The organism is Bacillus sp. 5w2 (genome assembly GCF_054353775.1).
In genome coordinates, this window is sequence record NZ_JBTIWT010000003.1 from 1 (window position 1) to 26,194 (window position 26,194).

The window sequence follows — 26,194 nt, forward strand, 5'->3', positions numbered from 1 at the left end:
GCCACTGGACCTCAAGGCGTTCAAGGTAACACGGGTGCTACCGGCGCTACTGGTATAGGAGTTACCGGACCTACTGGGCCTACTGGACCTAGCTTCCCTGTAGCAACAATTGTTGTAACAAACAACATTCAACAAACAGTACTACAATTTAATAACTTTATTTTCAGTACTGCAATTAACGTAAATAATATTATCTTTAATGGCACAGATACAGTTACAGTTATCAACGGTGGTATTTATGTCATTAGCGTATCTATTTCTACAACTGCGCCAGGATGCGCTCCTCTTGGAGTAGGCATTTCAATTAATGGAGCAGTCGCAACTGACAACTTCTCTTCAAATCTAATAGGCGACTCACTTTCATTCACTACAATCGAAACGTTAACAGCTAACGCAAACATTTCTGTCCAATCTACTCTTAACGAGATTACGATCCCTGCAACAGGAAACACTAACATTCGTCTAACTGTATTTAGAATTGCTTAAATTTCACTATTTATTGTTTATGACAAATAAAAAAAGAGCGAAAAACTCGCTCTTTTTTTGTTATGTACAATAATTCATTACTACTCTAATTCAATGGAAACATTTTTTTGTGGTACAAATGTAGAAATTGCATGTTTATAAATAAGCTGCTGCTTACCTTCTGTTTCCAGTAGGACTGTAAAATTATCAAATCCTTTAATTAATCCACGAAGCTGGAAACCATTTAATAAGTACAGCGTAACAAACGTATTTTCTTTACGGAGTTGATTTAAAAACTGATCTTGAATATTGATTGATTGCTTCATGTCGAATCCTCCTCTTTTTCTCTACTTACTATTATTCGACTTTAGTTGTAACTTTCCTTCTATGTATCGTAAAATTTCTGACGTTTTTTCACCGTCTGTAACATCAAACCATGTGACATCCATCTTATTACGGAACCACGTTAATTGACGCTTTGCATAACGACGTGAATTCGTCTTTAATTGTGATACCGCTTCTTCTAAAGAGACACGATCCTCAAAATAATCATATATCTCTTTATACCCAATCGCTTGAATAGATTGACAATCTCGTATCCCTCTATTATACAATCCTTCTACTTCTTTTAATAAACCTTGGTCCATCATTATATCAACTCGTAAGTTAATGCGATCGTATAGTATTTCTCGATCCATTGTCAAGCCAATCAAGGAAACATCGTATAATAACTCGTTTTCTTGTTTTTCAAGTTGATCACTCATTTTTTCACCCGTCGTGTGGAAAATTTCTAGCGCTCTAATGACACGGCGTACATTATTTGCATGAATACGCTCCGCGCTTTCTGGGTCTACTTCTTGTAATTTTTTATGTACATATTCCACACCACGTTCTAATGCTAACTTTTCCATTTGTTCTCGGTATATCGTATCACCAGCATCATCCGTAAACTGATAATCGAATAAAACAGATTGTATGTACAGACCAGTTCCACCTACGATAATCGGCAATTTACCACGCTCTGTAATCTCTCGAATATGCTTACGAACACGTTCTTGAAATTCGGCAACAGAAAATGATTCTTCCGGATTTTTTATATCGACCATATAATGTGGAATTCCGTCCATCTCTTCTTTCGTCACCTTTGCAGTTCCAATATCCATCGTACGATAAATCTGCATGGAATCTCCACTTATAATTTCACCATTCAACGCTTTGGCAAGATCAATACTTAACTTCGTCTTTCCAACAGCAGTTGGTCCAATGATGACAGCAACTTTTTCACGTTGCACTTCTCCCATATCATTCAACTCTCTTTATGTAATGTACTCCATCTATTGATTATATCCAATCTTACCAATTTTAACGGCATGATTGCAAGTTCTTTCATTTCGGTACATGAAATTATAAATAAAAAAAGAACATAGTTTGTCCAATTCGTCATATACATGATTAAAAATACCTTCGAGAGGATGAGTTAACTATGGAACAATCCACTATCAATTTTTCATCTTTGACAAAAGACCTCATTTTAGCTACTGCTACAAAGGAACAAAATTGCTCACAAGAAGAATTATATTTCGCCTTAAATTGTTTGCTACGTTCTTTTCATTCCACTCTCCAAGAAACAACATTACATCCAGAAAATAAAAATACAGATTATATTCAAAATCAATTTTGCAGTGCATATAAAATTATTACAGGTAAAACGATTTATCCTTTTCAATAATCCATAAAAGGCGGTTGCTTACATACATTCAAGCAACCGCCTTTTATATTAATACATATACTACTTGATAACTTTCACTTTTACAGATTTACGCCCCCAGCTATTAGCACTACCATCTGAACCGACTAAAACATCAATACGATTTCCTTTAATCGCACCACCAGTATCTCCAGCAATCGCTTCTCCATATCCTTCTACCCATACTTTTGATCCAAGTGGAATTACTTTAGGATCAACAGCAATTACTTTCATATTCGGATTCGCTGTTAAATCATGCCCCATTGCAGTTAATACACGACCACCATGCGTACCATTCTCACTTGGATCTGCTGTATACGCTGTCGCTTCTACTGTTATTTCACGTCCACCAGCAGGTGCACTTGTTTCAGTAGATTTAGCAACTTGTTTCGCAGTTGACTTCTCTTTTGCCACAGGTTTACTTGTTTCTACATTCTTAACAGACTCTGTGCTCTTAACTACTTTATTATTTTTAACCGGCGTATTTACTCTTACCGGTGCTTCTTCTTGCGTTACAACTTCTTTCTTTTCAATCACAGGTGCCGTCGCTGTTAGAAATGGCACGTGAACATATCCTGTTTTTCCATTATAATCAAATTGTAACCATTCATTTTGAACTTGATTTGTCGTTTCAATTACATCATCTTTATTCAGTTTACCAAGAATTTCAGAGTCAGTATTCGCTCCAGCACGAACATTTAACACGCCCGCCGTTACATAATATGTACTTTTTGTAAATTCAGCACTTACAAACGCTTCTTTACCATTTAATTTAATTTTTGCCCATCCGTTTTCTGTATTAATAACATCTAATTTATTCCCACTTAACATTTTACCTACAAGTTTTGACTCTGCAGTTGGGTTTTCTCTAACATTTAATACGTCTGTTGTTACAATTGTTTCTGCTTTCGCAGAACCCGCAAAAATCCCAAGACCAAAAACTGCCGCCGTTGCTATACCTAATAATTTTTTCATGAATAGCCTCCATTTGCTTTGTTTTCGTATTTTCATTATAGCAACAGATTTTTAGGATTTTTAGAAATCACACAATTACAAACCATTCGTAATACACGATTAATGAGTTGTAACATAAATTTCCATATTAATGAATTCCATTTCCAATAGAATCCTCAATAGTTTTCATATATTTTCCACATACAAGCACCAGAATTTTTTCCAAAAAAAATTACAGTATTACTTTTTTGTTACAAAAAAATCATATTTCATTACATCTTTTACCAAAAATCATCATTTTCCAATTATTAACCTCCTTTTTTGTAATAAAAGAGAGCAGCTCATAAAAGCTGCTCCCTTTACATGTGTTATTTAACTTTCTTTTTCCAAATTCCCATCATAAGAGCAGAAACAACTGTCCCTATGAATATCGAGAAAATATATAACACCGGTTTATTTACTAATGCGATAACAAACAATCCACCATGCGGTGCTGGTAATGTAATTTGGAATAACATAGATAATGCACCCGCAATACTTGAACCAACAACACAACTTACTATTACTCGAACCGGATCTGCAGCTGCAAACGGAATCGCACCTTCAGTAATAAACGATGCTCCCATAATATAATTTGTTAAACCCGATTTACGTTCTGCTTCAGTAAACTTTGATTTAAAGAAGGTAGTTGCGAATGCAATCGCTAATGGCGGTACCATACCACCAGCCATAACAGCAGAGTGTACTCCAAAGTTCTTCGCTTCTATTGCAGCGATACCAAATGTAAATGCGGCTTTATTAATTGGACCACCCATATCAATCGCCATCATGCCACCTAGAATAAGACCTAATAATATAGCATTCGTTCCACTCAAACCATTCAACCATCCTGTTAACATTTCATTTAATGCTACTACAGGTGGGTTTACTACTTTTTGCATAACAACCCCTGTAATTAACAATCCAAAGACCGGATATAACAAAACAGGTTTAATTCCTTCTAACTGTACTGGTAATCCTGAAAACAATCTTTTCAATCCTAAAACAATATACCCCGCTAAGAAACCGGCAATTAATCCACCTAAAAAGCCAGCATTTGCTTGTGCCGCCAAAAATCCTCCGACAACACCAGGCATAAAACCAGGTCGATCAGCAATAGAACTTGCAATAAATCCAGCTAAAATTGGTACAAGGAATAAAAAGGCTCCTTTTTCTCCACCACCAATAGTCATTAATATTTCAGCAATAGGACCTTCCGCCTTAATTCCACCGAACATAAATGCTAATGCGATTAAAATTCCGCCACCAACAACGAATGGAAGCAAATTACTTACACCGCTCATTAAATGCTTATAAATTCCTAATCCTTTTTCTTTCTCTGTACTTTCTGCCTTCCCATCTTCTTTTATCCCTTTAAAGATTGGTGCATCTTGTTTTACAGCGCGATTAAGAAGTACTTCTGTTTTTCTAATTCCATCAGCGACTGGTACTTGAATGACATGCTTCCCAGCAAAACGGTTCATTTCTACTTGTTTATCTGCCGCAACGATAATAGTTGTTGCTCTTTCAATATCCTCTTTCGTTAAACCGTTCTTTATACCTGTTGATCCATTCGTTTCAACTTTAATCGCTATTCCTAGCTCTGCTGCTTTTGCTTTCAAGCTATCCGCAGCCATATACGTGTGAGCGATTCCAGTTGGGCAAGCGGTAACTGCTAATACGTACGGTTCATTTCCTTCTGGTTTTGCAACTTCAACCTCTCCTTCTTCTTTTTCATTCTCTTTTTCATCAAATAAGCGAAGAAGTTCCTCTCCATCCTTTGCTTCTAATAATTGTCTGCGAAAACCTTCATCCATTAATAATGTAGATAGGCGCGACAACGTTTCTAAATGAGTATTATTCGCCCCTTCGCTTGCAGCAATCATAAAGAATAAATGCGCTGGCTGTCCGTCAAGTGATTCATAGTTGATACCGCTTACACTTCTACCAAAACAAATCGCTGGTTGCTTAACAGCTTTTGTTTTCGCATGAGGTATTGCAATCCCTTCCCCTATTCCAGTCGTACTTTGTGACTCCCGCTTAAAAATAGCTTCTTTAAATTCTGCTTTACTATTTAAACGATTTGCGCTGGCTAATTTCTCCACTAATTCATCTATGACAGCTTCTTTATTTGAAGCTGTCAAATTCATAATAACTGTATCCCTTTTTAATAGTTCTGTAATTTTCATATGTTGCTTCCCCCTATCGCTTAGCTACAATTACTTGCGACAATAATTCTTCTACTTTTTCCTTTTCACATAAATCAGCTGAAAATGCTGTTGCACTCCCCGTTGCAACGCCATATTGAAATGCCTTTTCAATGTCTTTTGTCTGTTCATATTTACCTACAAATCCTGCAACGAGAGAATCTCCAGAACCAACCGAATTAATTACAACACCTTTTGGAACAGTTGCTTCATATATACCTTCTGCCGTAAATAATAAAGCTCCATCTCCGGCCATTGATACGATAACGTGCTCTACACCTTGTTCGATTAATTTTCTTCCATACGGTAAAATATCTTCTACTGTTGAAATCTCTACTCCGAATAACTCACCAAGTTCATGATGATTAGGCTTTATTAAAAATGGCTTATTTTTAATTACATGCTGAAGTGCACTTCCGCTCGCATCTACTACTACACGAATACCTTTTTCAGCCCCAAATGCTGCGATTGATTCATAAAAAGTAGTTGGGATAGATGCCGGTACACTTCCAGCTAGTACCACACAATCTCCCTGCTTCATACTTTCGATTTGTTTCATTAATTGTTCAAATTGTTCATTTGTCACATTAGGACCTTGTCCATTTAATTCTGTCTCTTCTTGCCCTTTTATTTTCACATTAATTCGGGAATCTCCATCTACTTGGACGAAATTTGTTGTTACACCTTCCGTCTGTAATACATCTTTAATAAATTGACCGGTAAATCCACCAGTAAATCCAAGCGCTATATTTTCAACACCTAAACGATGGAGAACACGAGAAACATTAATCCCTTTTCCTCCAGGAAACTTCATATCTTTCTCTGCTCGATTTACTGCGCCAAAATCGAAGGAACTAACTTGTACTACATAATCAATAGATGGGTTTAAAGTAACTGTATAGATCATTGTTTATCAGCCTCAATTACATTGGTTTGTCTTTTATATTTTTCTAAATCAATTTCTAAATGTTTTGTAATAATATTCGCCTCTTCCACATTGGCAATTTTCGCAAACGCAACTTCCGAAAACTTACTTTCATCAATTAAAAAATATCCTTCGTTCGCTAATGTTAATGCCATTTGTTTTAAAAGTGCCTCTTCTGGATCCGGTGTTGTAAAACCAAGCTGTTCATGTACACCATTCGCTCCTAAAAAACATTTATCAAAACGGTACTTCTGCATACTTTCTTGCGCCATTGCACCAATTAAAGCTTTCGTCCTACTCTTCATCATCCCGCCTAGTAAATACGCACGAATATTATTGTCAACTAAAGCTTCAATATGCATAAGTCCATTCGTAACGACAGTAACATCTTTATTTATTAAAAATGGAATCATTTCAAATGTTGTACTTCCTGCATCTAAATAAATGCAATCACCTTGTTCAACAATGCTAGCTGCATACTTAGCAATTTGGTTTTTTATTTGAATGTTTTTGGATGATTTTTCAACCATCGTCGGCTCTTGTCCTTTTCCTGTTAAAACAGCAGCACCACCATGAACTCTTTTTAATAACCTTTGCTTTTCCAATTGTGCTAAATCACGACGAATTGTTGATTCAGAGCTTTCTGTTCTTTCCACTAATTGCTGTAATTTAACAACCTTCTGCTCTTTTACAAGTTGCAATATCATTTGATGACGTTCAGGAGTTAACATTTTATTCACCTCTTCTTTGATTACAGTATAATGAAAACGATCACAAAAATCAACCACAAACATTCATAAATAATCAAAATCAGTCACGAACGGTTATAAACAACAAAAAGAAACCCATTTGATATAACAATCAAATGGGTTTCTTTTCTCGATTCACCTATAAAGAAGCTTTATATATACTTAAAACATCATCTTTATTTAATTTTTTAAAGTTACCAAACTCACCATAAGCCATCGCTTTATCCGCCATTAAATCAATTTCATTTTCCCCAATACCGTAATCAGCTAACGTTACTGGCGCCTCAATTGAAGTCCAAAATTGACGTAACGCCTCAATTCCTTCTAACGCAATTTCTCGATCAATCTTTCCATCTGTTTTTACATCGAATACGCGAATAGCGAACTGTTTAAAACGACTTACATTTTCATCTACAACATGCTTCATCCAGTTCGGGAATAGAATTGCAAGGCCACCCCCGTGTGGTATATCATGAACCGCAGAAACTGCGTGCTCAATATTATGAGTTGCCCAGTCTCCTTTTACTCCCATCGCTAAAATGCCGTTTAACGCCATCGTTCCGCAATATAAAATAGTTTCTCTATGCTCATAATTTTCTAAATCACTTAAAAGCTTAGGAGCAGTTTCAATTACTGTTTTTAAAACAGATTCACAATAACGATCTTGTAATTCTGTATTTGTTCCATGGTGGAAATATTGCTCTAATACATGTGACATAATATCTACCATACCGTAAATTGTTTGATCCCTCGGTACAGACGCAGTATGAACTGGATCTAAAATCGAAAATTGCGGGAAAGTAACTGGGCTACCCCAGCCATATTTTTCATTCGTTTCCCAGTTTGTGATTACAGAACCAGCATTCATTTCAGATCCTGTTGCCGCAAGAGTAAGTACCGTACCAAATGGTAAAGCCTCACTAGCAAATGCTTTTTTCGTTACAATATCCCATACATCTCCATCGTACTTACTACCAGCTGCAATTGCCTTCGTACAGTCGATTACACTTCCTCCGCCAACCGCTAAAATAAATTCAACGCCATTATCTTTACAAATTTGAATCCCTTTCTTTACAGTTGATACACGCGGATTTGGTTCAACACCTGTCAATTCAAATACTTCCGCATTTATATCTTTTAAAATAGAAATTACATTATCATAAATACCATTTCTTTTAATGCTGCCTCCCCCGTATACGAGAAGAACTTTTTTACCGAACTGTGGAATTTCAGTTTTCAACTGTTCTAATTGACCTTTACCGAAAATAAGTTTCGTTGGATTACGAAATACAAAATTTTGCATATTCCTTTACCATCCCTTCTATATGAAAAGCAACTATACTTTTGTATAACATATTTTTTTCATTTCACAAAAATATTTGCCTAATAAAAAACCCCAGCCTACAGGCTGAGATTTTTTATTGATAATAAGGTGAGATCATTAAGTAAACAATAACACCAGATAAACTTACATATAACCAAATCGGCATCGTCCAACGTACAATTTTACGATGACGTGTTAATTGATTTGTAAAACCAAATACAAGCGCAAATAATGCAAGTGGTACAATGATTGCTGCAAGGATAATATGTGTAATTAAAATAATGAAGTACACATATTTAATGAATCCTTCCCCACCAAAATGTGTTGCTGGCGCCAAGTAATGATACGATAAATAAGAAACACAAAATAGCAACGTCGTTGTAAATGCTGCCAGGATGAAACCACGGTGCATTTTCACATTCTTTTTAATAATAGAGTATAACGCTGCTAATAAGAATACGAACGTAAAGCTATTAAAAATTGCATTTAACATTGGTAAAATTGTTACATCAAAATGTACTTCTCCTTCATAGCCAACAGGTCCAAAGAACAAAAATAAAATAATCGCATTTACAATTACAGAAAGCGTTATCACAATAGGAGCATAGCTTTTCTGATTTGTTGATTGATCCACCAAAATGGTCACTCCCTCTTCCTTCAAATATGTATACGTAACCTCACTATTTTAACATACTATTCACAGTGTAAATGTGACAATAGTTTGACACAGTAAGACAGAGCAAAGAAAAAAATCCTTCTTAACAAAACTTCTTAAGAAGGATTTTATCGCTTTATTATTTAAATAGCAATGTAATTAGTTTTTGTTAAAAAACGTATTGCTATATGCTTGATAAATTTCAGACACTTGATATCCCATTAAAGAAATTGCTGTTAATGAAAAGAAACCAATCATAAGAAATCGAAACCACATATAAATCTCCTCCTTGTATTTAGCTTATAGAGCAGTCGCTATATTACAAGTTGAGTGGTACTCTTCATCGTCACTTTCCTTTTTCTTTACAATTGCTGTTATAAATCGAATCATAAAGAAAATTACAAAAGGAAATTGTTCGTAATTTACCTTGGCATAGTTCAGCAACGGCTCGCGTTGCACATCGAACGGAGATGAGAAGGAATAGAACATACCTTGCTCTTCCATATATACAATTACAATTTTCATACAAAATACTATTCCTAGAAACGAAACAATATCTTGCCATTCTGTCGTATATAACAGGTTATACAGCTCTAATACGTACTCTTCCATCGTCATCCCCCCTTCCTTTTTTACCATTCTGCTCGCCTTCGTATAAAAAGTCAAGAAAAAAGTTTATATTCACTATGACAATAGTAATTACTCTTTTCTTTACTTATATATGAATCTTTTCTAGCAATGATTGGATGTACCTTTTCTTCAAAAACAAGAAATTAGAAGCGAACGGATTCTTCATCCCTACTTTTTGGATACAACACTGTACTATTTTTATTTCTATTAAAAATAAAATAAGAAATTATTATAAGAATAGTAACAAGCATCGTTAATAGTGCTTGTGAACGTAAAGATTCAATTGCAAGCATTGCAACTAAAACTGCTATAATAGCGGCAATTGTAACATACGTTACATACGGAAAAAGCCACATTTTCACTTTCAAATTTTGTTGTTCCGCTTGTCCCATTTTTTTACGTATCTTTAAATGTGAAATTGCTATAACGAGATAAACGAGTAACGCAATCCCGCCAGATGCATTCACTAAAAATAAAAATACTTTATCTGGAGATATGTAACTAAAAACAACTCCAATGTAAGCAAAGAAAGTTCCAAATAAAACCGCTCGAACTGGAACACCACTACTGTTCAATTTCAAAAATACCTTTGGAGCATCTCCTCTTTCTGCCATCGAAAAAAGCATTCTTGAGTTTGTATATAAACCCGAATTTAAACAAGAAAGTACGGCTGTTAGAACAATAAAATTCATAATTTGCGCTGCCGCAGGTATTCCTATATGTTCCAGTACCGCTACGAATGGACTTTTTAATATGTTTGCTGAATTCCATGGGAGGAGTGTAACGACTACAGCAATAGAACCAATAAAAAATACGAGAATACGCCAAATCACACTATTTGTTGCTGTTTTGACTGCTTTTACAGGTTCAGCAGACTCTCCGGCTGCTACCGCAACAATCTCAGATCCCATAAATGAAAATATAACGACGGTAATTCCAAGTAGCACCGAACTTATACCATTTGGCATAAATCCTCCTTGCCCTACTAAATTCGAGGTGCCAGGTGCTTCCGTTCCTGGTACAAACCCTAAAATAACAGCTAGTCCAAGACAAAGGAACAAAACAATACTTATTACTTTAATAAAAGAAAACCAATATTCAAACTCTCCAAATGATTTCACCGAGAAAACATTCGTCAATGTTAATAAAATCGTTAATATTAAGCTTAATAGCCAGAGTGGAATTTCTGGAATCCAGTATTGAATAATACCAGCACCTGCTGTAGCTTCTATTGCAATAACAATTACCCAGAAAAACCAATATAGCCACCCAATTGTATAACCTGCCCATGGACCAATTGCTTCTCTTGCATATGTTGCAAATGACCCACTTGTCGGGTTAATAGCTGCCATTTCCCCAAGCATTCTCATAACGAAAATAACTAGAAGTCCTGCTAATGCATATGAAACGATAGAACCTGGCCCTGCTGAATGCACAACCGCCCCACTTCCAACAAACAAACCGGCTCCTATTACGCCACCGATTGAGATCATTGTAATGTGGCGTATTTTAAGGTCTTTCTTAAGATTTTTATCCAACTCTTGTACATCCCCTTCCAAACTTAATTTTGAAATTTATCACGCATTAACAGGCAGTAAGACCCCCATCTCAAAATTCAGCGGAAGCAATGAAGTTAGATGGGGATCTACTGCCCGTAAAAGCCCGATTGGTGAGGGCTGATAATCAGCGGGGGATGAACAAAACCCCCACTGATTAAAGTTTCACTTTATGTAAGAGTATTATGCGAAAAATCTTGTCCTATACTTTAAAATATATCAAAATATTCTGAATTTAACAATCACAATTCGACCTCCTTCAGAAATTATTACATTAGGTTTAATAATTTCCCATATACAATTGTTGAGAAAATTATAGTCACCTTACAAAAGAATGAATTTTCAGATATTATCAAATAAACAAGATTATACATCTAGACAACTTTTTGTATAGGAGTGTTGATATGTTAAACAAGTTCAAATTCATTTGTTGTACTTTAGTAATTTTCTTACTGCTACCGCTAGCTCCCTTTCAAGCACAAGCAGCAAACAATTTAGGATCAAAATTACTCGTTGGATACTGGCATAACTTTGATAACGGTACTGGCATTATTAAATTAAGAGACGTTTCACCAAAATGGGATGTAATCAATGTATCTTTCGGTGAAACTGGGAGTGATCGTTCCACTGTTGAATTTTCTCCTGTGTATGGTACGGATGCAGAGTTCAAATCAGATATTTCTTATTTAAAAAACAAAGGAAAAAAAGTAGTTCTTTCCATAGGTGGACAAAATGGGATCGTTTTACTTCCTGACAATGCCGCTAAGCTACGTTTTATTAATTCCATACAATCTCTGATCGATAAATACGGTTTTGATGGAATAGATATTGACCTTGAGTCAGGAGTTTACTTAAACGGAAATGACACTAATTTCAAAAACCCAACTACTCCTCAAATCGTAAATCTTATTTCAGCTATTCGGACAATCTCAGATCATTATGGTCCAGATTTTCTATTAAGCATGGCTCCTGAAACAGCTTATGTTCAAGGTGGTTATAGCGCATACGGAAGCATCTGGGGAGCATATTTACCGATTATTTACGGAGTGAAAGACAAACTAACATACATTCACGTTCAACACTACAACGCTGGTAGCGGGATTGGAATGGACGGTAATAATTACAATCAAGGTACTGCAGACTACGAGGTCGCTATGGCAGACATGCTCTTACATGGTTTTCCTGTAGGTGGTAATGCAAATAACATTTTCCCAGCTCTTCGTTCAGATCAGGTAATGATTGGACTTCCTGCAGCACCAGCGGCAGCTCCAAGTGGCGGATATATTTCTCCGACTGAAATGAAAAAAGCTTTAAATTATATTATTAAAGGGGTTCCGTTCGGAGGAAAGTATAAAATTTCTAACCAGAGTGGCTATCCTGCATTTCGCGGTTTAATGTCTTGGTCTATTAATTGGGATGCAAAAAACAACTTTGAATTCTCTAATAATTACAGAACATATTTTGATGGTCTTCCCTTGCAAAAATAATAAAAAACAACAATAGGTTATAGGGCCTATTGTTGTTTTTTATTTATGTAAATTACTTTTTCACTTCTACATGATGAAAAGATTCTTTTTCATCTCTTACATAACTATTCACAAGACTTAAAAGTAATTTACCACCAATTAACATCGCTCGTTCATCAAAATCAAATTGAGGATGATGATGTGGATATGTCGCTCCTATTTCTTCATTACCCGCACCTGTGAAGAAAAATGCTCCAGGAACATGTTCTAAGTAGTATGCAAAATCTTCTCCCCCCATAATAGGTGGTACTTCCATGACCCTTTCTCTGCCAAGATCATGTTCCGCAACCGTCATAAAATGACGTGTTTCATCTACATGATTTATTAATATTGGATAGCCTCGTTTATATTGAATAGTAACTTCAGCATGAAGAGACTGACAAATCCCTTCAACAACTCGTTTAAATTCCTTCTCCATATATTCTCTCACTTCAGGATCTAGCGTTCGAATGGTCCCTGTAAATGTAGCAGTATCTGCAATAATATTATCTGCTTGACCAGCATGAAATGTGCCTACTGTTAATACTGCAGATTGAAGCGGATCTACTTTTCTACTAACTAAAAGTTGTAATTGATTAATAACTTGCGTTGCAACGATAATAGCATCTACAGTATGATGCGGCATACCTCCATGACCACCTCGCCCTTGAACCTTCACTTCAAAAGAATCAGCTGCTGCCATCATTGCTCCAGCTTTCGATCCAACCATTCCTAAAGGCATTTGAGAAGATAAATGTGTTCCAAACACAACATCTACACCATCTAAACACCCATCCTCAATCATAGCAATTGCTCCGCCAGGCTCTTTCTCTTCTGCATGTTGATGTATAAGAACTATTTTTCCAGAAAGCTGATCTCTATGGTCACTTAATATTTTTGCAACTCCTAAAAGTGTTGCTGTATGTCCATCATGCCCACAAGCATGCATTACGCCAGGAACCTTTGATTTATATGAAACTTGCTTTTCATCTTGAATAGGTAGCGCATCAAAATCAGCACGTAGCGCTATCGTCTTCCCAGGTTTTCCACCCTCAATTACGCCGATTATCCCTCTTCCCCCAACATCTGTTGTCACATTAATATGAAAGCTTTTTAAGATTTCAGCTATTTTTTTCGATGTTTCTATTTCTTGAAACGATAGCTCTGGGTATTGATGAAAATCTCTTCGCCACAAAACCATTTGGTTATATAAACTTTCCAATTCTTTATGCCATGTTTCTATCATAGAAATGCCCCTTTCTTTTTTAACACTTTAAATAAAAGTTACATAATATTCTGTGTTTAATCAATAAAAAAAGAACTTTCTCTGAAAGTCCCGCTACCATTCTAGTCACTATTTTGCTTCAATACAAAAACTGAAAGTTCAGGTACACTCCAAAATCTAACAGGCATCCTAGTAGTCCCAATGCCACGATTTACATATAAATATAACGGCTTACTCTTCCCCTCTACTTCATACATACCTTCAACATAGTTCTCAGCTAGTTTGGTAGTAATTAACGGACCTACAAAAGGAATTTGGACTTGTCCTCCGTGACTATGTCCTGACAGTTGAAGATTAACTGGATAACGATTGATTTTGGTTACAACATCCGGCTCATGTACTAATAACATGTTGAAATCATTTTGTTTCAAGTTTTTTAAAGTTGAATCTATTTGCGGCTTCCCTAATAGAAAATCATCCAAACCTGATATTGTAATATATTTGCCGTTTTCCACTTTAATTTTCTGCACTTCATTTACTAACACAGAAAAACCAGCTTCCTCCATATACTTTTTATAAAATAAACTACCTCCCCCGCCCCTATCATGATTCCCAAACACAGCATATTTCCCTAAGGGCGCATGTATTTTCTGTAAAATACCTTTCGCCTCTTCTCTTTCGGCTTTATACGATCCAAACTTATCTATTAAATCCCCTGTAAAAACTACTACATCTGGATGTAACGCATTCATCTTCTCCACCAAATTTTCTAGTTGTTTCAGTGTAAATTCTGGCCCTAAATGTACATCCGAGAATTGTAATATTTTCTTATTATTAAACTCTTTAGGAATTGTAGAAGCTTCTATTTCATTCCACGTAACTGTTACTAGTTTCCGTTCTATTTCTGTCGCATAGAAATACAAACTTATTGAAATCATTACTATGCTTATGAAACTGATTATAAATATCTTGACGATTGATTTTTTTTGTTCTTTTTTCACATGATGCGTATGCATGTTCTCACCTCTAGAAGTACTTTAAAGCCTTATTGTTACATTAATGTGACAACACGAACATTGTTAGTTATATCCAATTCTATCTCCATTCACTTTGACAAATTTATACAGAAGTCATAACATATTTTTATAATACGTAGATTCTTAGAAATATTACATCTATTCATTTCATCATCTTATTAAGGAGAGATTATTCATGTCTGTATTTACACCAGAAGAAATTACGGAACTTGCTGCTAATTCCGGAAGAAAAAAAGCTCATTTATCATTACTTCCTATGTTAATTCTCGGTTTTTTTGGTGGTGCTTTCATAGCATTAGGGTATTTACTCGATATTCATGTTATTGGAACAATGCCAAAATCTTGGGGATCATTTACTAGTTTTCTAGGCGCCGCTGTATTCCCAATCGGTCTTATACTCGTTATTCTTGCAGGCGGTGAGTTAGTAACTGGCAATATGATGACCGTTTCAATGGCGTGGCTTCATAAAAAAATCGACTTATTTCACTTCATTCGAAATTTAGTTATTGTTACGTTTAGCAACTTCATAGGTGCTATATTCGTTGCTTATTTTTTCGGTCATATTGTCGGATTAACAGAGGGTGCTTTTTTAGCGAAAACTGTTTCTATTGCGCAAGCTAAACTACAAGATACACCACTACAAGCTTTCATTTCTGCAATCGGATGTAATTGGCTCGTTTGTTTAGCTGTTTGGCTCAGTATGGGAAGTAAAGAATTTATCGGAAAGATTATCGGCATTTGGTTCCCAGTTATGACTTTTGTTGCGATTGGATTTCAACACGTTGTAGCCAATATGTTTGTTATCCCAGCTGTAATTTTTGCCGGTCGGTTAACTTGGAGTGAATACTTTCCAAACTTCATTTTTGTTTTCTTCGGAAACTTAGTAGGAGGTATGTTATTTGTAGCACTACCTTATTTTATATCTTATAATAAGAAACTGCCTTCCAATAAAGAGCAAACCGAATTAAAGAAACAATCTGTATCCGCTTAAATGAACTGTCTATACAGTGGCTCTAAAAAATATTACAAATTTCATTTTTTTTACGAATATATGTGCGTACACTTGTTCTCGAATGTTTTATACGTTATAATAACAACTTAAATAGCATTATTTACATATGAGGTGAAAAACATGAACAAAACAGAATTAATTAAAAACGTAGCACAAAACGCTGAGATTTCTCAAAAAGAAGCTACTGTAGTTGTACAAACTGTAGTAGAATCAATCACTAACACTTTAGCTGCTGGTGAAAAAGTACAACTTATCGGATTCGGTACATTCGAAGTTCGCGAAAGAGCTGCTCGTACAGGCCGTAACCCACAAACTGGTGAAGAAATGCAAATCGCAGCTTCTAAAGTACCTGCTTTCAAAGCTGGTAAAGAACTAAAAGAAGCTGTAAAATAATGAAAAAATAGCCTTCTCGTCTATGAGAGGGCTATTTTTTTCATTACATAATTAGTAAAAATCTGACCATTATGTTGTTTCTTTTGTTCCTTTATGCAAATAAAACCTTTATTTTCAAAGAAAGGTTTTGCTGTAATACTCGCTTCTGTATATATCTCCCTATGCCCCAAGTTCACTGCTTCTTTTTCTAACTTCTGTAGTATGTATGACGCTATCCTTTTCCCTTGATAATCTTTATGAGTAAAGAGACGATCTACATAATACTCATCATTATAATCCCCAAATCCCACTATCACACCGTTATGATCCGCTACATAACTAATATTCTTCTCTAAAGAATTTAACCAACTTTCTCTATCTAGTCGCTCTGGTGCCCATGCCTGTAGCTGTAATACATTATAATCTTTTGCATTAATTGTATGAACTGTTTCATAGAACAACTGTAATACTTGTTCTAAATCCTCTTTATGGAATGTTCTAATGATCGTGTCTTTTAACATATATGAACCTCCTTACTAGACTATCATTTAACTTTTCTACCATCTAGTATTCAATATTTCTGCTTTATTATATCTTTTTTCTTTCTATATAAACAAAAAACAATACTTATTTCAAAGTATTGTTTTTTGTTTAAAAGCATATGCAATTACTCTATAGATTTTTATTTTTTTAATTTCACTCTTTGTAGTCGTAATGCATTTAATACAACGGATACAGAACTAAATGCCATCGCAGCTCCAGCAACCCAAGGTGCTAAGAAACCGAACGCTGCAATCGGGATTCCTAACCCATTATAAGCTAGTGCCCAGAATAAATTTTGCTTAATATTTCTTATCGTCATCTTGCTCATAAAGATTGCATCAGCAATACTATTTAAATCACCACGGATTAACGTAATGTCTGCCGCTTCCATCGCTACATCCGTACCTGTTCCAATTGCCATACCGATATCCGCCGTAGCCAGTGCAGGAGCATCATTTATTCCATCTCCAACCATTGCTACTTTCTTAGCTTGCGCTTGCAGTTTTTTCACTTCTTCAGCTTTTCCTTCTGGTAATACTTCTGCAATTACGTGATCAATACCAACTTGCTTAGCAATTGCCTGAGCAGTTTGTGTATTATCTCCTGTAATCATAACAACGTCTAGACCCATTTTCTTAAGTCTTGCGATAGCTGCTTTTGAAGTATCTTTTACAGTATCCGCAACGGCAACTATACCAGCATATTCTTTATTGATCGCAATAAGCATCGCTGTTTTTCCTTCTCGTTCTAGCGCTTCCATCGATTTAGAAACTTCTTCAATATCAATATCGAATTTCTTCATTAATCGACGTGTACCAATTAATAATTGTTTCCCTTCTACAACTGATTCAATACCGAATCCTGGAATTGCTTCAAACGTTGCTGAACTCGGGATATCAATTTGCTTTTCTTTAATTCCTTCTACAATCGCTTCTGCAAGTGGGTGTTCAGAATTTTTTTCTGCCGCTCCTACTAAACGTAGTATTTCTTCTTCGTGGAATCCATCCGCTACAATTACATCTGTTAGCACCGGCTTCCCATTTGTAACAGTACCTGTTTTATCTAGAATAACTGTATCTAATCGGTGGGTTGCTTCTAAATGCTCCCCGCCTTTAAATAAAATGCCATACTCAGCCAATCTTCCTGATCCCGCCATAATAGACGTAGGCGTTGCAAGACCTAATGCACACGGACAAGCGATAACAAGTACGGCTATCATTTTCTCAAGTGCTCCGCCAAAATCACCAGGTGTAACAAATAGCATCCACACTGCAAATGTAATAATAGCAATCACAACTACAACCGGTACGAAAATACCTGAAATTTGATCTGCTACCCTTTGAATAGGAGCTTTTGAACCTTGAGCCTCTTCTACTACTTTAATAATTTGAGCTAATGCAGTATCTCTTCCTACCTTAGTTGCTTTCACTTTTAAAAAGCCATTTTTATTTATTGTAGAACCGATTACTCCATCCCCAATTGTTTTATCAACTGGAATACTTTCACCTGTTAACATCGATTCATCTATCGCTGACTTTCCTTCTACAATTTCCCCATCTACTGGGATTTTTTCACCTGGTTTTACATAAACGATATCACCAGCTACCACTTCTTCGATTAAAATTTTTATTTCTGTTCCATCTCGTACAACAGTAGCGGTTTTCGCCTGTAATCCCATTAATTTTTTAATTGCTTCTGACGAGCGTCCTTTTGCTTTCGCCTCAAATAATTTACCTAAAATAATTAGTGTAATAAGTACCGCGCTCGTTTCAAAATATAAATCTGTCATATGTTCCGAAGAACCGATAGATTGAATGCTTAAATATACACTATAGAAATAGGCGGCCGATGTTCCAAGTGCCACGAGAACATCCATATTGGCGCTTTTATTTCGTAACGCTTTATAAGCCCCAACATAAAACTGCCCACCAATGATAAACTGAACTGGAGTTGCAAGAGCTAGCTGCACCCAAGGGTTCATAAGCATATCAGGTAAATAAATAAACGATGTAAATGAGAAATGACTTACCATTGCCCACAATAACGGAAATGATAAAATAAACGAAATGATAAATTTCTTCTTTTGTCTCTCAATTTCTTGTAAGCGATGATCAGTTGATCCATCTTGCTCATCTGATTTCACTTCTAATTTATATCCTAATTTCGTAATTGCACTCTTCATTTCATTTACATTAATTTCATCAGGATTAAAATCTACTGTAGCTGATTCTAAAGCGAAATTTACTGTCGCTCCGTTCACACCTTCTAACTTATTTAAACGCTTTTCTACTCTATTTGCACATGCTGCACATGTCATCCCTGAAACAGTAAACTCAGCTTTATCACTGACAATTCCATATCCTAACGATTCAACTTTTTCCTTAAATTGTTGCGGATTTGTTTTTTGGGGATCATACATTATTTTTGTTTTTTCAAGTGCAAAATTTACATTTGCATCATGAACACCTTCTACTTTTTTCAGACCTTTTTCAATTCTATTCGCACATGCCGCACATGTCATTCCTGATATTTGAAGATTGGCCTCTTTTTGTTCATTCATGTCTCTCACCTCTATATACCCTCACAAGGTATAATTATTAACAAAATAAATCGTACTTCCTATAAAGTACGATTTATTTCCATATCTAAAAATAATTATTGAACATCGTACCCTTGATCTTCAATTACAGCAACGATATCTTTTAACGTTACAACTGATGAGTTGATAGTAACTTCAACAGTTCCTTCTGCTAATTGAACTTTCACTTGTTCAACACCGTTTAGTTCTTTCACACTGCTTTCAATTGAATTTACACAATGTCCACAAGACATACCTTCAACTTGTAATGTTAACTGTTCCATTTAAAATCCTCCTCTTGTTTCTTCATTGTTTGTTAATCACAATTACATCTTACCATACCCCCCTAAGGTAATCAATGGTTTTGTATCATGATTTTTCAATTATTTTCTAAAAGTTTATTTTACACACACTTTTTCACACCAATACCCCAAAATCCTATATAAAGGTAAACAAAAAAACAAGCCAGTGACATACTAGCTTGTTTTTATGCTTTTGAAAAACGTTCAAATACCGTCATTAATTCTTCAATTGCTTCGTCACCATTGCCATCTTTAATAGCGCCTGAAACACAATGACTTGTATGGTTTTTTAATACACCCATTCCTACTTTTTTCATCGCTGCATTAATCGCTGAAATTTGCACTAAAATATCCACGCAATAACGATCATTTTCAATCATATTTTGAATACCGCGGACTTGTCCTTCAATTCTCTTTAATCTATTTATAATTTGTTCTTTTTCTTTTTCTGATCTATGTGTTACCGCTTCATGCTCTTTATGATCCATATTATCACCTTCTTAAAGTTTCTCTTCATCCAATAAAACAATTGCTTTTACGAGTATACCAATTATAGCATTAATTATCTATGTATGATACCCCATATGAGTATATTTCCGCTCTATGCTTATTCTTAACAATTTATTAGCTTCTCAGTCTCAATTTTCATGATACCCTTTCCTTTTTTCAAAAAAGAATAATAAGCGTAGATTATCTATCTCCGCTTATTATCCATCCATAAATATAAAAGCCTCAATTTATACACGTATAAATTGAGACTCTTTTCTGCCTATATATAATTACTGCTGATCACATACTTTTGTATCATTCACTACAGAAGTTCCTTCAACGGTTACCGTATGAAAACAGTCATTTACACGAACTGTCACAACATTATCTTGCCGATCAATAACGTGATATTCATTAAAATTTTTATTTAGAGCACTGCGAATTTGTTCTCCTTCATAAATTGGAATGCCATGTGATAAAACCCAAATAAGCCCAGCGATAGCAAGAATAGTTTTCATACGATCTACCTCCTTGAGAATATAGTGAACTTTTAATCCATGCTTTTTCAGCTCTACTAATCATGAATGGAATGAATCAAGCCTTTTTGGAAATAAGTTCATTTCGTCTATTTTATGTTTATGCTAATTGTGACCGAATTGTGACAACTTTTTGTCTCTTTAGACGAAAAGTTGAAACAAAACGTTCAAAAAGAACAATTCTACTTGAGCAAACAAAAGGCTATGGAGAACTTCCCCATAGCCTTTTGTTTGCATTTTATTAGACAATCATTTCATTATGTTTAATGTTCAGTGTTTCAATTTGAATTGTAGCATGTTCAATATGGAACTCTTTTTTTAGCATATCAATAATATGTTGAAGTACTTCTTGATCATCCTGTTTTTTATCAATCATTACATGGACACTTAATGCATCTAATCCAGATGTAATTGTCCAAATATGAAGGTCATGTAAATCACGTACACCTTCTACTCCTTTAATCGCTTGCTTCACTTTCTCTAGTTCAATTGCAACTGGTGTACCCTCCATAAGTATATGAATGGAATGTTTTGTTACTCCCCACGCGCTCTTTAAAATTAATAAAGCTACAACTACTGAAATAATTGGATCTGCAATATACCATGAGAATAATGACATAAGTGCACCCGCAACTAATGCTCCCACTGATCCTAAAGCATCTCCAAGAACATGTAAATACGCGCTACGTAAATTCACGTTATTTTTTACATCACCTTGTCTCATAAGTGCCCATGCACTAATTAAATTTGCTAGTAAACCAATTGTCTAGTTGAACTCTCGCTTTTCATTAACACTGTTATTTCTTTCGTTGCTTGTTCATAAATCATCTTTATTCCCCCCAGATTTATGGGATTGTTTCCTCTAACCATTCCATTTCATAATAAAGTGAAACTTTATTGTAAAAGAGGAGGCTAAAAAATGAGCTGGAATGATTGTACTGTACATACGTATGAACGAACAATTCCGTTGAAAATCCCTGGATATTTTACCCTTTATGACATGATGAATCATTTTCTACTTACTACATTCCCTAAAGAAAATATGAATCCAAATTTACTAGTAATAGGTGCTGGTGGTGGACAAGAAATTCTCTCAATAGGGAAACAAAATAGCAACTTATCTTTTACAGGTGCTGATCCATCTGAAAGCATGCTACAGTTAGCTAAAAAAAGAATTGAAAACGAAAGCATACAAAATCAAATTCACTTTGTACATGGAACTGTTCATTCATTATTAACCAATCCATTATTTGACGCTGCTACTTGTATGCTTGTTCTTCACTTCATCCCAACTTTGAAAGAGAAACAAGAGTTACTTAATGAAATTAGTAGTCGCTTAAAGCCCGGTGCTCCATTCTTTCTCTCTTCAATAAATAGTATACCCCATACAAGTATGTTTTCTGCACAATTAAATGCTTGGCGCAACCATATGATGCAAAATCAAATCCCATTAAAAGATTGGGACCGATTTGAAAATTCTTTTGAAACAGAAATATTTCCTATTTCCGAAACAAATCTACTAACTATTATGGAGGAATGTGGCTTTACTCAAATCACTCGCTTTTTCACTAGTTTTTTAATTGATGGATACGTTGCTTTTAAACAATAAGAAAAAAAGGTAAGCAATTGCTTACCTTTTCCCTCTTCTATACGTGACTAATAAACCTTAACCCTTTACTTAAAGAAGTCGGCACAACAGATGCATGGTTCTCCCCTTCAGCCTCATAAAACGTAAATCTAAACTGATCGTGTTTTACTTGGAGAAGGCGCTCTGACAATTCGTTTGCCCCTACAACCATATGCTCTCGTTCTAGTGACCCAACTGTAAGAAATACTCCCGTTTCAAACTTGGCACTGTTTAATTCATTTATAAGATTCTCTTCTTTTTCAAGTACAGATTGGTTATTCCACCAAATAGATGGACTACTAATAAAATAATTTTGAAAGGCATTTACGTTTGTAAATAGTATATGTAAAGCAAATAAACCACCTAGCGAATGCCCAAATAACGTTTGTTTTCCTTTATCAATCTCAAAATCATTTTCGATTTGAGGCTTCAGTTCTTCTTCTATAAAAGTAAAGAAGTTATGCGCTCCCCCTGTTTTAGGCCACGGTTTGCCATCTGGTTTTAAAGGCGCATCTTTTGAAATTATGCTAGGCGTAAAATCATAGCATCTTTCTTCACCTGAAAATGCCCCTTCAATTGGATAACCAATACCTACTATAATAGCTGGTGAAACACCTGTTTTTTCTGCTCTAACTGATTGTATTTTAACCGCTTCATGGAATGTTTGAAAAAAGGCATTGCCATCTAATACGTATATAACAGGATATCCTGACTCTGGTGCTGGCTGCCTTGGCTTTGAAATATGAATTTGATATTCCTTGCCTTCTAGTTTTGAATACATTTTCCACTGCTCTGTATTAGATGTTATAATCTGCTGTTTTTCAATAGTAGTATTCATCTTATATCCCCCCTTCTTAACTCGTTACATATATTTCTACTTTCTCTTCTTGAGATACAACGCTATCGTATCCAAAACAAACAGGAGACCCATTATACGGATCAACCATGACGCGCGCATCAATATGAAATACTTCTTTTAACACTTCATTTGTAATGATTTCTTCTGGGCTACCAGTTGTAACGATTTCCCCTTCCTTCATTGCAATAATTTCATCTGAAAACCTTGCTGCATGGTTAATATCATGCAGTACCATAACAACCGTACAATTATGTTCTTTATTTAACTTCTCCACAATTTGTAATACATCTAATTGATGAGACATATCGAGATATGTAGTTGGTTCATCTAGTAGTAACACTTCTGTCTCTTGTGCTAAAGCCATCGCTAGCCATACCTTTTGTCTTTGACCACCTGATAAATTTGCAATTTGTCTCGTTCGAAATGCAGAAGTTTTCGTTATATCTAATGCCCAGTCAATCATCTCTTTATCTTTTGAAGTTAACTTATTTACGTTATTTCGATGTGGATAGCGTCCATAAGAAATTAATTCTTCCACTTTAAGTTCTCCTGGTGCAATTGGAGTTTGCGGGAGTAAAGCTAACTGCTTCGCAATTTCTTTCGTTGGAATTGTATGTAAATCCTGTCCTTGCAAATATACTTTACCGCTCTTTTGCTTTAAAATTCTTCCCATTGTTTTTAACAGTGTCGATTTACCGCACCCGTTTGGCCCTATAATTGTCGTTACTTTTCCTTCTTGTATTTCCACATTTAAATCGCGAAACACTGTAAGCTTTTCATAACTCGTTTCTAAATTTTTTGCACTTAAAATACTCACTTTTATTCCTCCTCTTACGCTTTCGCCTTATAAAGTAAATATAAGAAATACGGTACACCGACAATAGAAATAACGATCCCAACAGGTAACTCTACAGGGGTAAAAACTGTTTTTGCAATAAAGTCTGAAGCTATTACAAGGAACATTCCGATTACTCCGCACGTAGGAATGATATGCTTATGCTGAATACCAACAAGTCTTTTCGCTATATGCGGTGCCATTAAACCAATGAAACCAATACTTCCTGAAACTGCAACACATGCACTTACAAGTCCGATACTACTTAGTAGTAAAATAGATTTCTCTCTTTCTACTGAAACACCTAAACTTGTAATACTCGTTTCTTCCAATTGAAATAAATCTAATAAATAAGCTTTCTTTTGTATAAGCGGAATTAATATGATAAGCCACGGCAACATAGCAATAATATACTTCCAGTTTGCATTATATATACTTCCTGACACCCAAACTGCGGCCATCTCGAAATCAGTTGACTTCATTTTGAGTGATAAATACATAGAAAATGCTCCAAATCCTGATCCAATTGCAATCCCTGTTAATAAAAGACGCTGCGAATCTAACTTACCGTTTTTCCAAGAAAACAGATAAATGATGATAGCTGCACCTAATCCACCGACTAAACCAAACATTGGCATCATCATAATAGAAACCCAGTCTGTGCTCTTTAATTGTCCTTGAAAGAAAAACATAAAAATGACAATTGCTGTTCCTGCTCCGGCATTTACTCCTAAAATACCTGGGTCTGCCAATCCATTTCTCGTAATCCCTTGAATTACAGCACCTGCAACGCCTAGGCCTAATCCTACTAATCCAGCAATTACGATACGAGGAAGACGAAACTCAAAAATAACTAAATCATGGTCTGGTACTGGATCTATTCTAAAGAGTGTTTTAAATACATCTGTAATCGTAATGTCAAACGTACCATTCGTTAAACTAATATAAATAGCACATAGTATTAAAAATATAATAATCCCCATCGTCATTCCAAAACGTTGACTTGAACTTTTAAGCATGTCTCTCTCCTCCTCTTGTACGGATTAAATAAAGGAAGAAAGGAATTCCAATTAAGGAGGTAACGACTCCAATTGGTGTTTCAAATGGATAGTTTACAAATCTACTTAAAATATCACATAATGCTAAAAAAACGCCGCCAATAACGCCTGCACATGGCAAAATCCACTTATAATCTACCCCAATTATAAAGCGAGTAATGTGCGGAATAATTAAACCTACAAAACCAACTTTCCCTACTAAAGCAACTGCTGTTCCTGTTAAAAAGATAACTGATAAAATTGCCATCGCTTTAACTAGTTTTGTACGCTGCCCTAGATTAATAGAAACTTCTTCTCCTAAAGAAAGAATGGTAATAGATTTTGATATTAACAACGCTAAAATTATTCCAATTATCCCAAACGGTATCGTTATTTTAATGATATTAGGATCCACTTGGTCTAACTTTGCATTAAACCAAAAACTAACATTTTGAGAAATTTGGAAATATGAAGCCATTGCAGCAGATACACTGCTTAAAAATGTTCCAATAACTGTTCCGATAATCGCCAACCTAACTGGTGATAAGCCATTTTGAAGGAGCGAACCAAAACCAAACACGATACCGGCTCCTAGTGCAGAACCAATCATTGAACATATCACCATACCAATAGATGACATTCCTGGAAGGAAAATCATACAAAGTGTAATAACAAAAGCTGCCCCATCCGTCACACCCATAATAGAAGGGGATGCAAGATAGTTTCTTGTCATCCCCTGCATAAGTGCTCCTGATATGGCTAGAAATGCTCCGACTAAAAGAGCTGCAACTACCCTTGGTAAACGTGAAGTAATAATAATATTATGATTTACATCACTTGAATCAAAATGAAATAATGCGTTCCACACTGTTTCAGCATCAATACTTTTCGCCCCATACAAAATAGAAAGTATAACTGTAAATAAGATGAGTATGGGTGCTATACATAATATAGTCACTGGTACTGCATTTGTTTTCTGCATATCA

The 26,194-nt window shown here is 35.4% G+C and carries 27 protein-coding genes and 1 pseudogene; 6 read left to right on the forward strand and 22 right to left on the reverse strand.

Translation table 11 applies throughout. From position 1 onward, the window contains the following. Positions 1-486, forward strand: a 486-nt coding sequence (locus ACXY7N_RS07395; protein ID WP_488592353.1) for a Gly-Xaa-Xaa repeat protein, incomplete at its 5' end; no start/stop codon positions are given. 80 nt (positions 487-566) lie between these two features. Here the strand turns inward: ACXY7N_RS07395 and hfq are convergent. Next, the gene (gene hfq, locus ACXY7N_RS07400) at positions 567-791 is read right to left on the reverse strand and encodes an RNA chaperone Hfq (protein WP_000813896.1); all 225 of its coding nucleotides are present in this window, start codon (positions 789-791) and stop codon (positions 567-569) included. A gap of 21 nt (positions 792-812) precedes the next feature. Beyond that, complete coding sequence (miaA, locus tag ACXY7N_RS07405) at positions 813-1,766, reverse strand: tRNA (adenosine(37)-N6)-dimethylallyltransferase MiaA (protein WP_016086709.1); 954 nt, start codon at positions 1,764-1,766, stop codon at positions 813-815. Positions 1,767-1,948: 182 nt separating this feature from the next. On the opposite strand from miaA, the gene ACXY7N_RS07410 reads away from it, so the two are divergent. Continuing rightward, a complete protein-coding gene (locus ACXY7N_RS07410; protein ID WP_016086708.1) occupies positions 1,949-2,194 on the forward strand; it encodes a hypothetical protein in 246 nt (81 codons plus the stop codon). A gap of 60 nt (positions 2,195-2,254) precedes the next feature. Here the strand turns inward: ACXY7N_RS07410 and entD are convergent, their stop codons facing one another. The 8 genes from entD to gabP all read right to left on the reverse strand — a co-directional run bounded on the left by entD (position 2,255) and on the right by gabP (position 11,233). Then, on the reverse strand, positions 2,255-3,187 hold the full coding sequence (entD, locus tag ACXY7N_RS07415; RefSeq protein ID WP_016086707.1) for a cell wall-binding protein EntD: 933 nt from the start codon (positions 3,185-3,187) through the stop codon (positions 2,255-2,257). Positions 3,188-3,534: 347 nt separating this feature from the next. Continuing rightward, complete coding sequence (locus ACXY7N_RS07420; protein WP_488592354.1) at positions 3,535-5,394, reverse strand: PTS fructose transporter subunit IIABC; 1,860 nt, start codon at positions 5,392-5,394, stop codon at positions 3,535-3,537. 13 nt (positions 5,395-5,407) lie between these two features. After that, positions 5,408-6,319, reverse strand: coding sequence for a 1-phosphofructokinase (pfkB, locus tag ACXY7N_RS07425; RefSeq protein ID WP_016086705.1), 912 nt, complete (start codon positions 6,317-6,319; stop codon positions 5,408-5,410). Next, positions 6,316-7,068, reverse strand: coding sequence for a DeoR/GlpR family DNA-binding transcription regulator (locus tag ACXY7N_RS07430; RefSeq protein WP_016135186.1), 753 nt, complete (start codon positions 7,066-7,068; stop codon positions 6,316-6,318). The genes pfkB and ACXY7N_RS07430 overlap by 4 nt, the downstream gene beginning before the upstream one ends. Before the next feature lie 157 nt (positions 7,069-7,225). Beyond that, on the reverse strand, positions 7,226-8,389 hold the full coding sequence (locus ACXY7N_RS07435) for an iron-containing alcohol dehydrogenase (RefSeq protein WP_016135187.1): 1,164 nt from the start codon (positions 8,387-8,389) through the stop codon (positions 7,226-7,228). A gap of 115 nt (positions 8,390-8,504) precedes the next feature. Further along, positions 8,505-9,047, reverse strand: a complete 543-nt coding sequence (locus tag ACXY7N_RS07440) for a DUF420 domain-containing protein (protein WP_000228316.1) — start codon at positions 9,045-9,047, stop codon at positions 8,505-8,507. 318 nt (positions 9,048-9,365) lie between these two features. Next, entirely contained in the window at positions 9,366-9,704 is a 339-nt protein-coding gene (locus tag ACXY7N_RS07445) for a hypothetical protein (RefSeq protein WP_116349040.1), read from the reverse strand. Between the two features lie 134 nt (positions 9,705-9,838). Further along, positions 9,839-11,233: a GABA permease gene (gene gabP, locus ACXY7N_RS07450; RefSeq protein ID WP_016135188.1), complete on the reverse strand. Its 1,395-nt coding sequence runs from the start codon at positions 11,231-11,233 to the stop codon at positions 9,839-9,841. A gap of 422 nt (positions 11,234-11,655) precedes the next feature. Between gabP and ACXY7N_RS07455 the strand changes: the two genes are divergently transcribed. Next, positions 11,656-12,738, forward strand: a complete 1,083-nt coding sequence (locus ACXY7N_RS07455) for a chitinase (RefSeq protein ID WP_098986040.1) — start codon at positions 11,656-11,658, stop codon at positions 12,736-12,738. A gap of 52 nt (positions 12,739-12,790) precedes the next feature. Here ACXY7N_RS07455 and ACXY7N_RS07460 read toward each other — a convergent pair whose 3' ends face one another. Both ACXY7N_RS07460 and ACXY7N_RS07465 read right to left on the reverse strand, forming a co-directional pair. After that, complete coding sequence (locus ACXY7N_RS07460; RefSeq protein WP_016135190.1) at positions 12,791-14,002, reverse strand: M20 metallopeptidase family protein; 1,212 nt, start codon at positions 14,000-14,002, stop codon at positions 12,791-12,793. A gap of 101 nt (positions 14,003-14,103) precedes the next feature. Beyond that, positions 14,104-14,997: a metallophosphoesterase gene (locus tag ACXY7N_RS07465; protein WP_016086698.1), complete on the reverse strand. Its 894-nt coding sequence runs from the start codon at positions 14,995-14,997 to the stop codon at positions 14,104-14,106. Between the two features lie 196 nt (positions 14,998-15,193). On the opposite strand from ACXY7N_RS07465, the gene ACXY7N_RS07470 reads away from it, so the two are divergent. Next, complete coding sequence (locus tag ACXY7N_RS07470) at positions 15,194-16,009, forward strand: formate/nitrite transporter family protein (RefSeq protein WP_016135191.1); 816 nt, start codon at positions 15,194-15,196, stop codon at positions 16,007-16,009. Between the two features lie 141 nt (positions 16,010-16,150). Then, the gene (locus ACXY7N_RS07475) at positions 16,151-16,423 is read left to right on the forward strand and encodes an HU family DNA-binding protein (protein WP_001043904.1); all 273 of its coding nucleotides are present in this window, start codon (positions 16,151-16,153) and stop codon (positions 16,421-16,423) included. A gap of 20 nt (positions 16,424-16,443) precedes the next feature. Here ACXY7N_RS07475 and ACXY7N_RS07480 read toward each other — a convergent pair whose 3' ends face one another. From ACXY7N_RS07480 to ACXY7N_RS07505, 6 genes and pseudogenes are all read right to left on the reverse strand, one after another. Continuing rightward, positions 16,444-16,923, reverse strand: coding sequence for a GNAT family N-acetyltransferase (locus tag ACXY7N_RS07480; RefSeq protein ID WP_016135192.1), 480 nt, complete (start codon positions 16,921-16,923; stop codon positions 16,444-16,446). 161 nt (positions 16,924-17,084) lie between these two features. Further along, the gene (locus ACXY7N_RS07485) at positions 17,085-19,505 is read right to left on the reverse strand and encodes a heavy metal translocating P-type ATPase (protein WP_488592355.1); all 2,421 of its coding nucleotides are present in this window, start codon (positions 19,503-19,505) and stop codon (positions 17,085-17,087) included. 95 nt (positions 19,506-19,600) lie between these two features. Next, complete coding sequence (gene copZ, locus ACXY7N_RS07490; protein ID WP_016135194.1) at positions 19,601-19,807, reverse strand: copper chaperone CopZ; 207 nt, start codon at positions 19,805-19,807, stop codon at positions 19,601-19,603. Between the two features lie 203 nt (positions 19,808-20,010). Then, entirely contained in the window at positions 20,011-20,313 is a 303-nt protein-coding gene (locus tag ACXY7N_RS07495; protein ID WP_000349636.1) for a metal-sensing transcriptional repressor, read from the reverse strand. Between the two features lie 291 nt (positions 20,314-20,604). Continuing rightward, entirely contained in the window at positions 20,605-20,832 is a 228-nt protein-coding gene (locus ACXY7N_RS07500) for a hypothetical protein (RefSeq protein ID WP_000849106.1), read from the reverse strand. Positions 20,833-21,091: 259 nt separating this feature from the next. After that, a pseudogene (locus ACXY7N_RS07505) lies at positions 21,092-21,616 on the reverse strand (cation diffusion facilitator family transporter); the annotation flags it as partial. A gap of 153 nt (positions 21,617-21,769) precedes the next feature. Here ACXY7N_RS07505 and ACXY7N_RS07510 point away from each other — a divergent pair. After that, positions 21,770-22,459 carry a class I SAM-dependent methyltransferase gene (locus ACXY7N_RS07510; protein WP_488592356.1) on the forward strand — a complete coding sequence of 230 codons (690 nt, stop codon included), beginning with the start codon at positions 21,770-21,772 and terminating at the stop codon, positions 22,457-22,459. A gap of 37 nt (positions 22,460-22,496) precedes the next feature. On the opposite strand, the gene ACXY7N_RS07515 is transcribed toward ACXY7N_RS07510, so the two are convergent. From ACXY7N_RS07515 to ACXY7N_RS07530, 4 genes are read right to left on the reverse strand one after another with little or no spacing between them, the layout of a single operon-like run. Then, positions 22,497-23,315, reverse strand: coding sequence for an alpha/beta hydrolase (locus tag ACXY7N_RS07515; RefSeq protein WP_016086690.1), 819 nt, complete (start codon positions 23,313-23,315; stop codon positions 22,497-22,499). A 16-nt stretch (positions 23,316-23,331) separates the two neighbouring features. After that, positions 23,332-24,153: an ABC transporter ATP-binding protein gene (locus ACXY7N_RS07520; RefSeq protein ID WP_016135195.1), complete on the reverse strand. Its 822-nt coding sequence runs from the start codon at positions 24,151-24,153 to the stop codon at positions 23,332-23,334. A 14-nt stretch (positions 24,154-24,167) separates the two neighbouring features. Further along, positions 24,168-25,190: a FecCD family ABC transporter permease gene (locus ACXY7N_RS07525; RefSeq protein WP_016135196.1), complete on the reverse strand. Its 1,023-nt coding sequence runs from the start codon at positions 25,188-25,190 to the stop codon at positions 24,168-24,170. Continuing rightward, entirely contained in the window at positions 25,183-26,190 is a 1,008-nt protein-coding gene (locus ACXY7N_RS07530) for a FecCD family ABC transporter permease (RefSeq protein ID WP_016086687.1), read from the reverse strand. Before ACXY7N_RS07530 ends, ACXY7N_RS07525 begins: the two co-directional genes overlap by 8 nt. Between the last annotated feature and the right edge of the window lie 4 nt (positions 26,191-26,194).

Bases quoted from the DNA above. Each gene is read 5' to 3' on its own strand.
- ACXY7N_RS07515 (WP_016086690.1), bottom strand. From the start codon at position 23,315: ATGAATACTACTATTGAAAAACAGCAGATTATAACATCTAATACAGAG.
- ACXY7N_RS07435 (WP_016135187.1), bottom strand. From the start codon at position 8,389: ATGCAAAATTTTGTATTTCGTAATCCAACGAAACTTATTTTCGGTAAA.
- copZ (WP_016135194.1), bottom strand. From the start codon at position 19,807: ATGGAACAGTTAACATTACAAGTTGAAGGTATGTCTTGTGGACATTGT.
- ACXY7N_RS07510 (WP_488592356.1), top strand. From the start codon at position 21,770: ATGAGCTGGAATGATTGTACTGTACATACGTATGAACGAACAATTCCG.
- miaA (WP_016086709.1), bottom strand. From the start codon at position 1,766: ATGGGAGAAGTGCAACGTGAAAAAGTTGCTGTCATCATTGGACCAACT.
- ACXY7N_RS07445 (WP_116349040.1), bottom strand. From the start codon at position 9,704: ATGGTAAAAAAGGAAGGGGGGATGACGATGGAAGAGTACGTATTAGAG.
- ACXY7N_RS07460 (WP_016135190.1), bottom strand. From the start codon at position 14,002: ATGATAGAAACATGGCATAAAGAATTGGAAAGTTTATATAACCAAATG.
- ACXY7N_RS07485 (WP_488592355.1), bottom strand. From the start codon at position 19,505: ATGAATGAACAAAAAGAGGCCAATCTTCAAATATCAGGAATGACATGT.
- entD (WP_016086707.1), bottom strand. From the start codon at position 3,187: ATGAAAAAATTATTAGGTATAGCAACGGCGGCAGTTTTTGGTCTTGGG.
- ACXY7N_RS07530 (WP_016086687.1), bottom strand. From the start codon at position 26,190: ATGCAGAAAACAAATGCAGTACCAGTGACTATATTATGTATAGCACCC.
- ACXY7N_RS07420 (WP_488592354.1), bottom strand. From the start codon at position 5,394: ATGAAAATTACAGAACTATTAAAAAGGGATACAGTTATTATGAATTTG.
- ACXY7N_RS07495 (WP_000349636.1), bottom strand. From the start codon at position 20,313: ATGGATCATAAAGAGCATGAAGCGGTAACACATAGATCAGAAAAAGAA.
- ACXY7N_RS07470 (WP_016135191.1), top strand. From the start codon at position 15,194: ATGTCTGTATTTACACCAGAAGAAATTACGGAACTTGCTGCTAATTCC.
- ACXY7N_RS07455 (WP_098986040.1), top strand. From the start codon at position 11,656: ATGTTAAACAAGTTCAAATTCATTTGTTGTACTTTAGTAATTTTCTTA.
- hfq (WP_000813896.1), bottom strand. From the start codon at position 791: ATGAAGCAATCAATCAATATTCAAGATCAGTTTTTAAATCAACTCCGT.
- ACXY7N_RS07480 (WP_016135192.1), bottom strand. From the start codon at position 16,923: ATGTTAAAAGACACGATCATTAGAACATTCCATAAAGAGGATTTAGAA.
- ACXY7N_RS07410 (WP_016086708.1), top strand. From the start codon at position 1,949: ATGGAACAATCCACTATCAATTTTTCATCTTTGACAAAAGACCTCATT.
- ACXY7N_RS07475 (WP_001043904.1), top strand. From the start codon at position 16,151: ATGAACAAAACAGAATTAATTAAAAACGTAGCACAAAACGCTGAGATT.
- pfkB (WP_016086705.1), bottom strand. From the start codon at position 6,319: ATGATCTATACAGTTACTTTAAACCCATCTATTGATTATGTAGTACAA.
- ACXY7N_RS07500 (WP_000849106.1), bottom strand. From the start codon at position 20,832: ATGAAAACTATTCTTGCTATCGCTGGGCTTATTTGGGTTTTATCACAT.
- ACXY7N_RS07430 (WP_016135186.1), bottom strand. From the start codon at position 7,068: ATGTTAACTCCTGAACGTCATCAAATGATATTGCAACTTGTAAAAGAG.
- ACXY7N_RS07465 (WP_016086698.1), bottom strand. From the start codon at position 14,997: ATGCATACGCATCATGTGAAAAAAGAACAAAAAAAATCAATCGTCAAG.
- ACXY7N_RS07525 (WP_016135196.1), bottom strand. From the start codon at position 25,190: ATGCTTAAAAGTTCAAGTCAACGTTTTGGAATGACGATGGGGATTATT.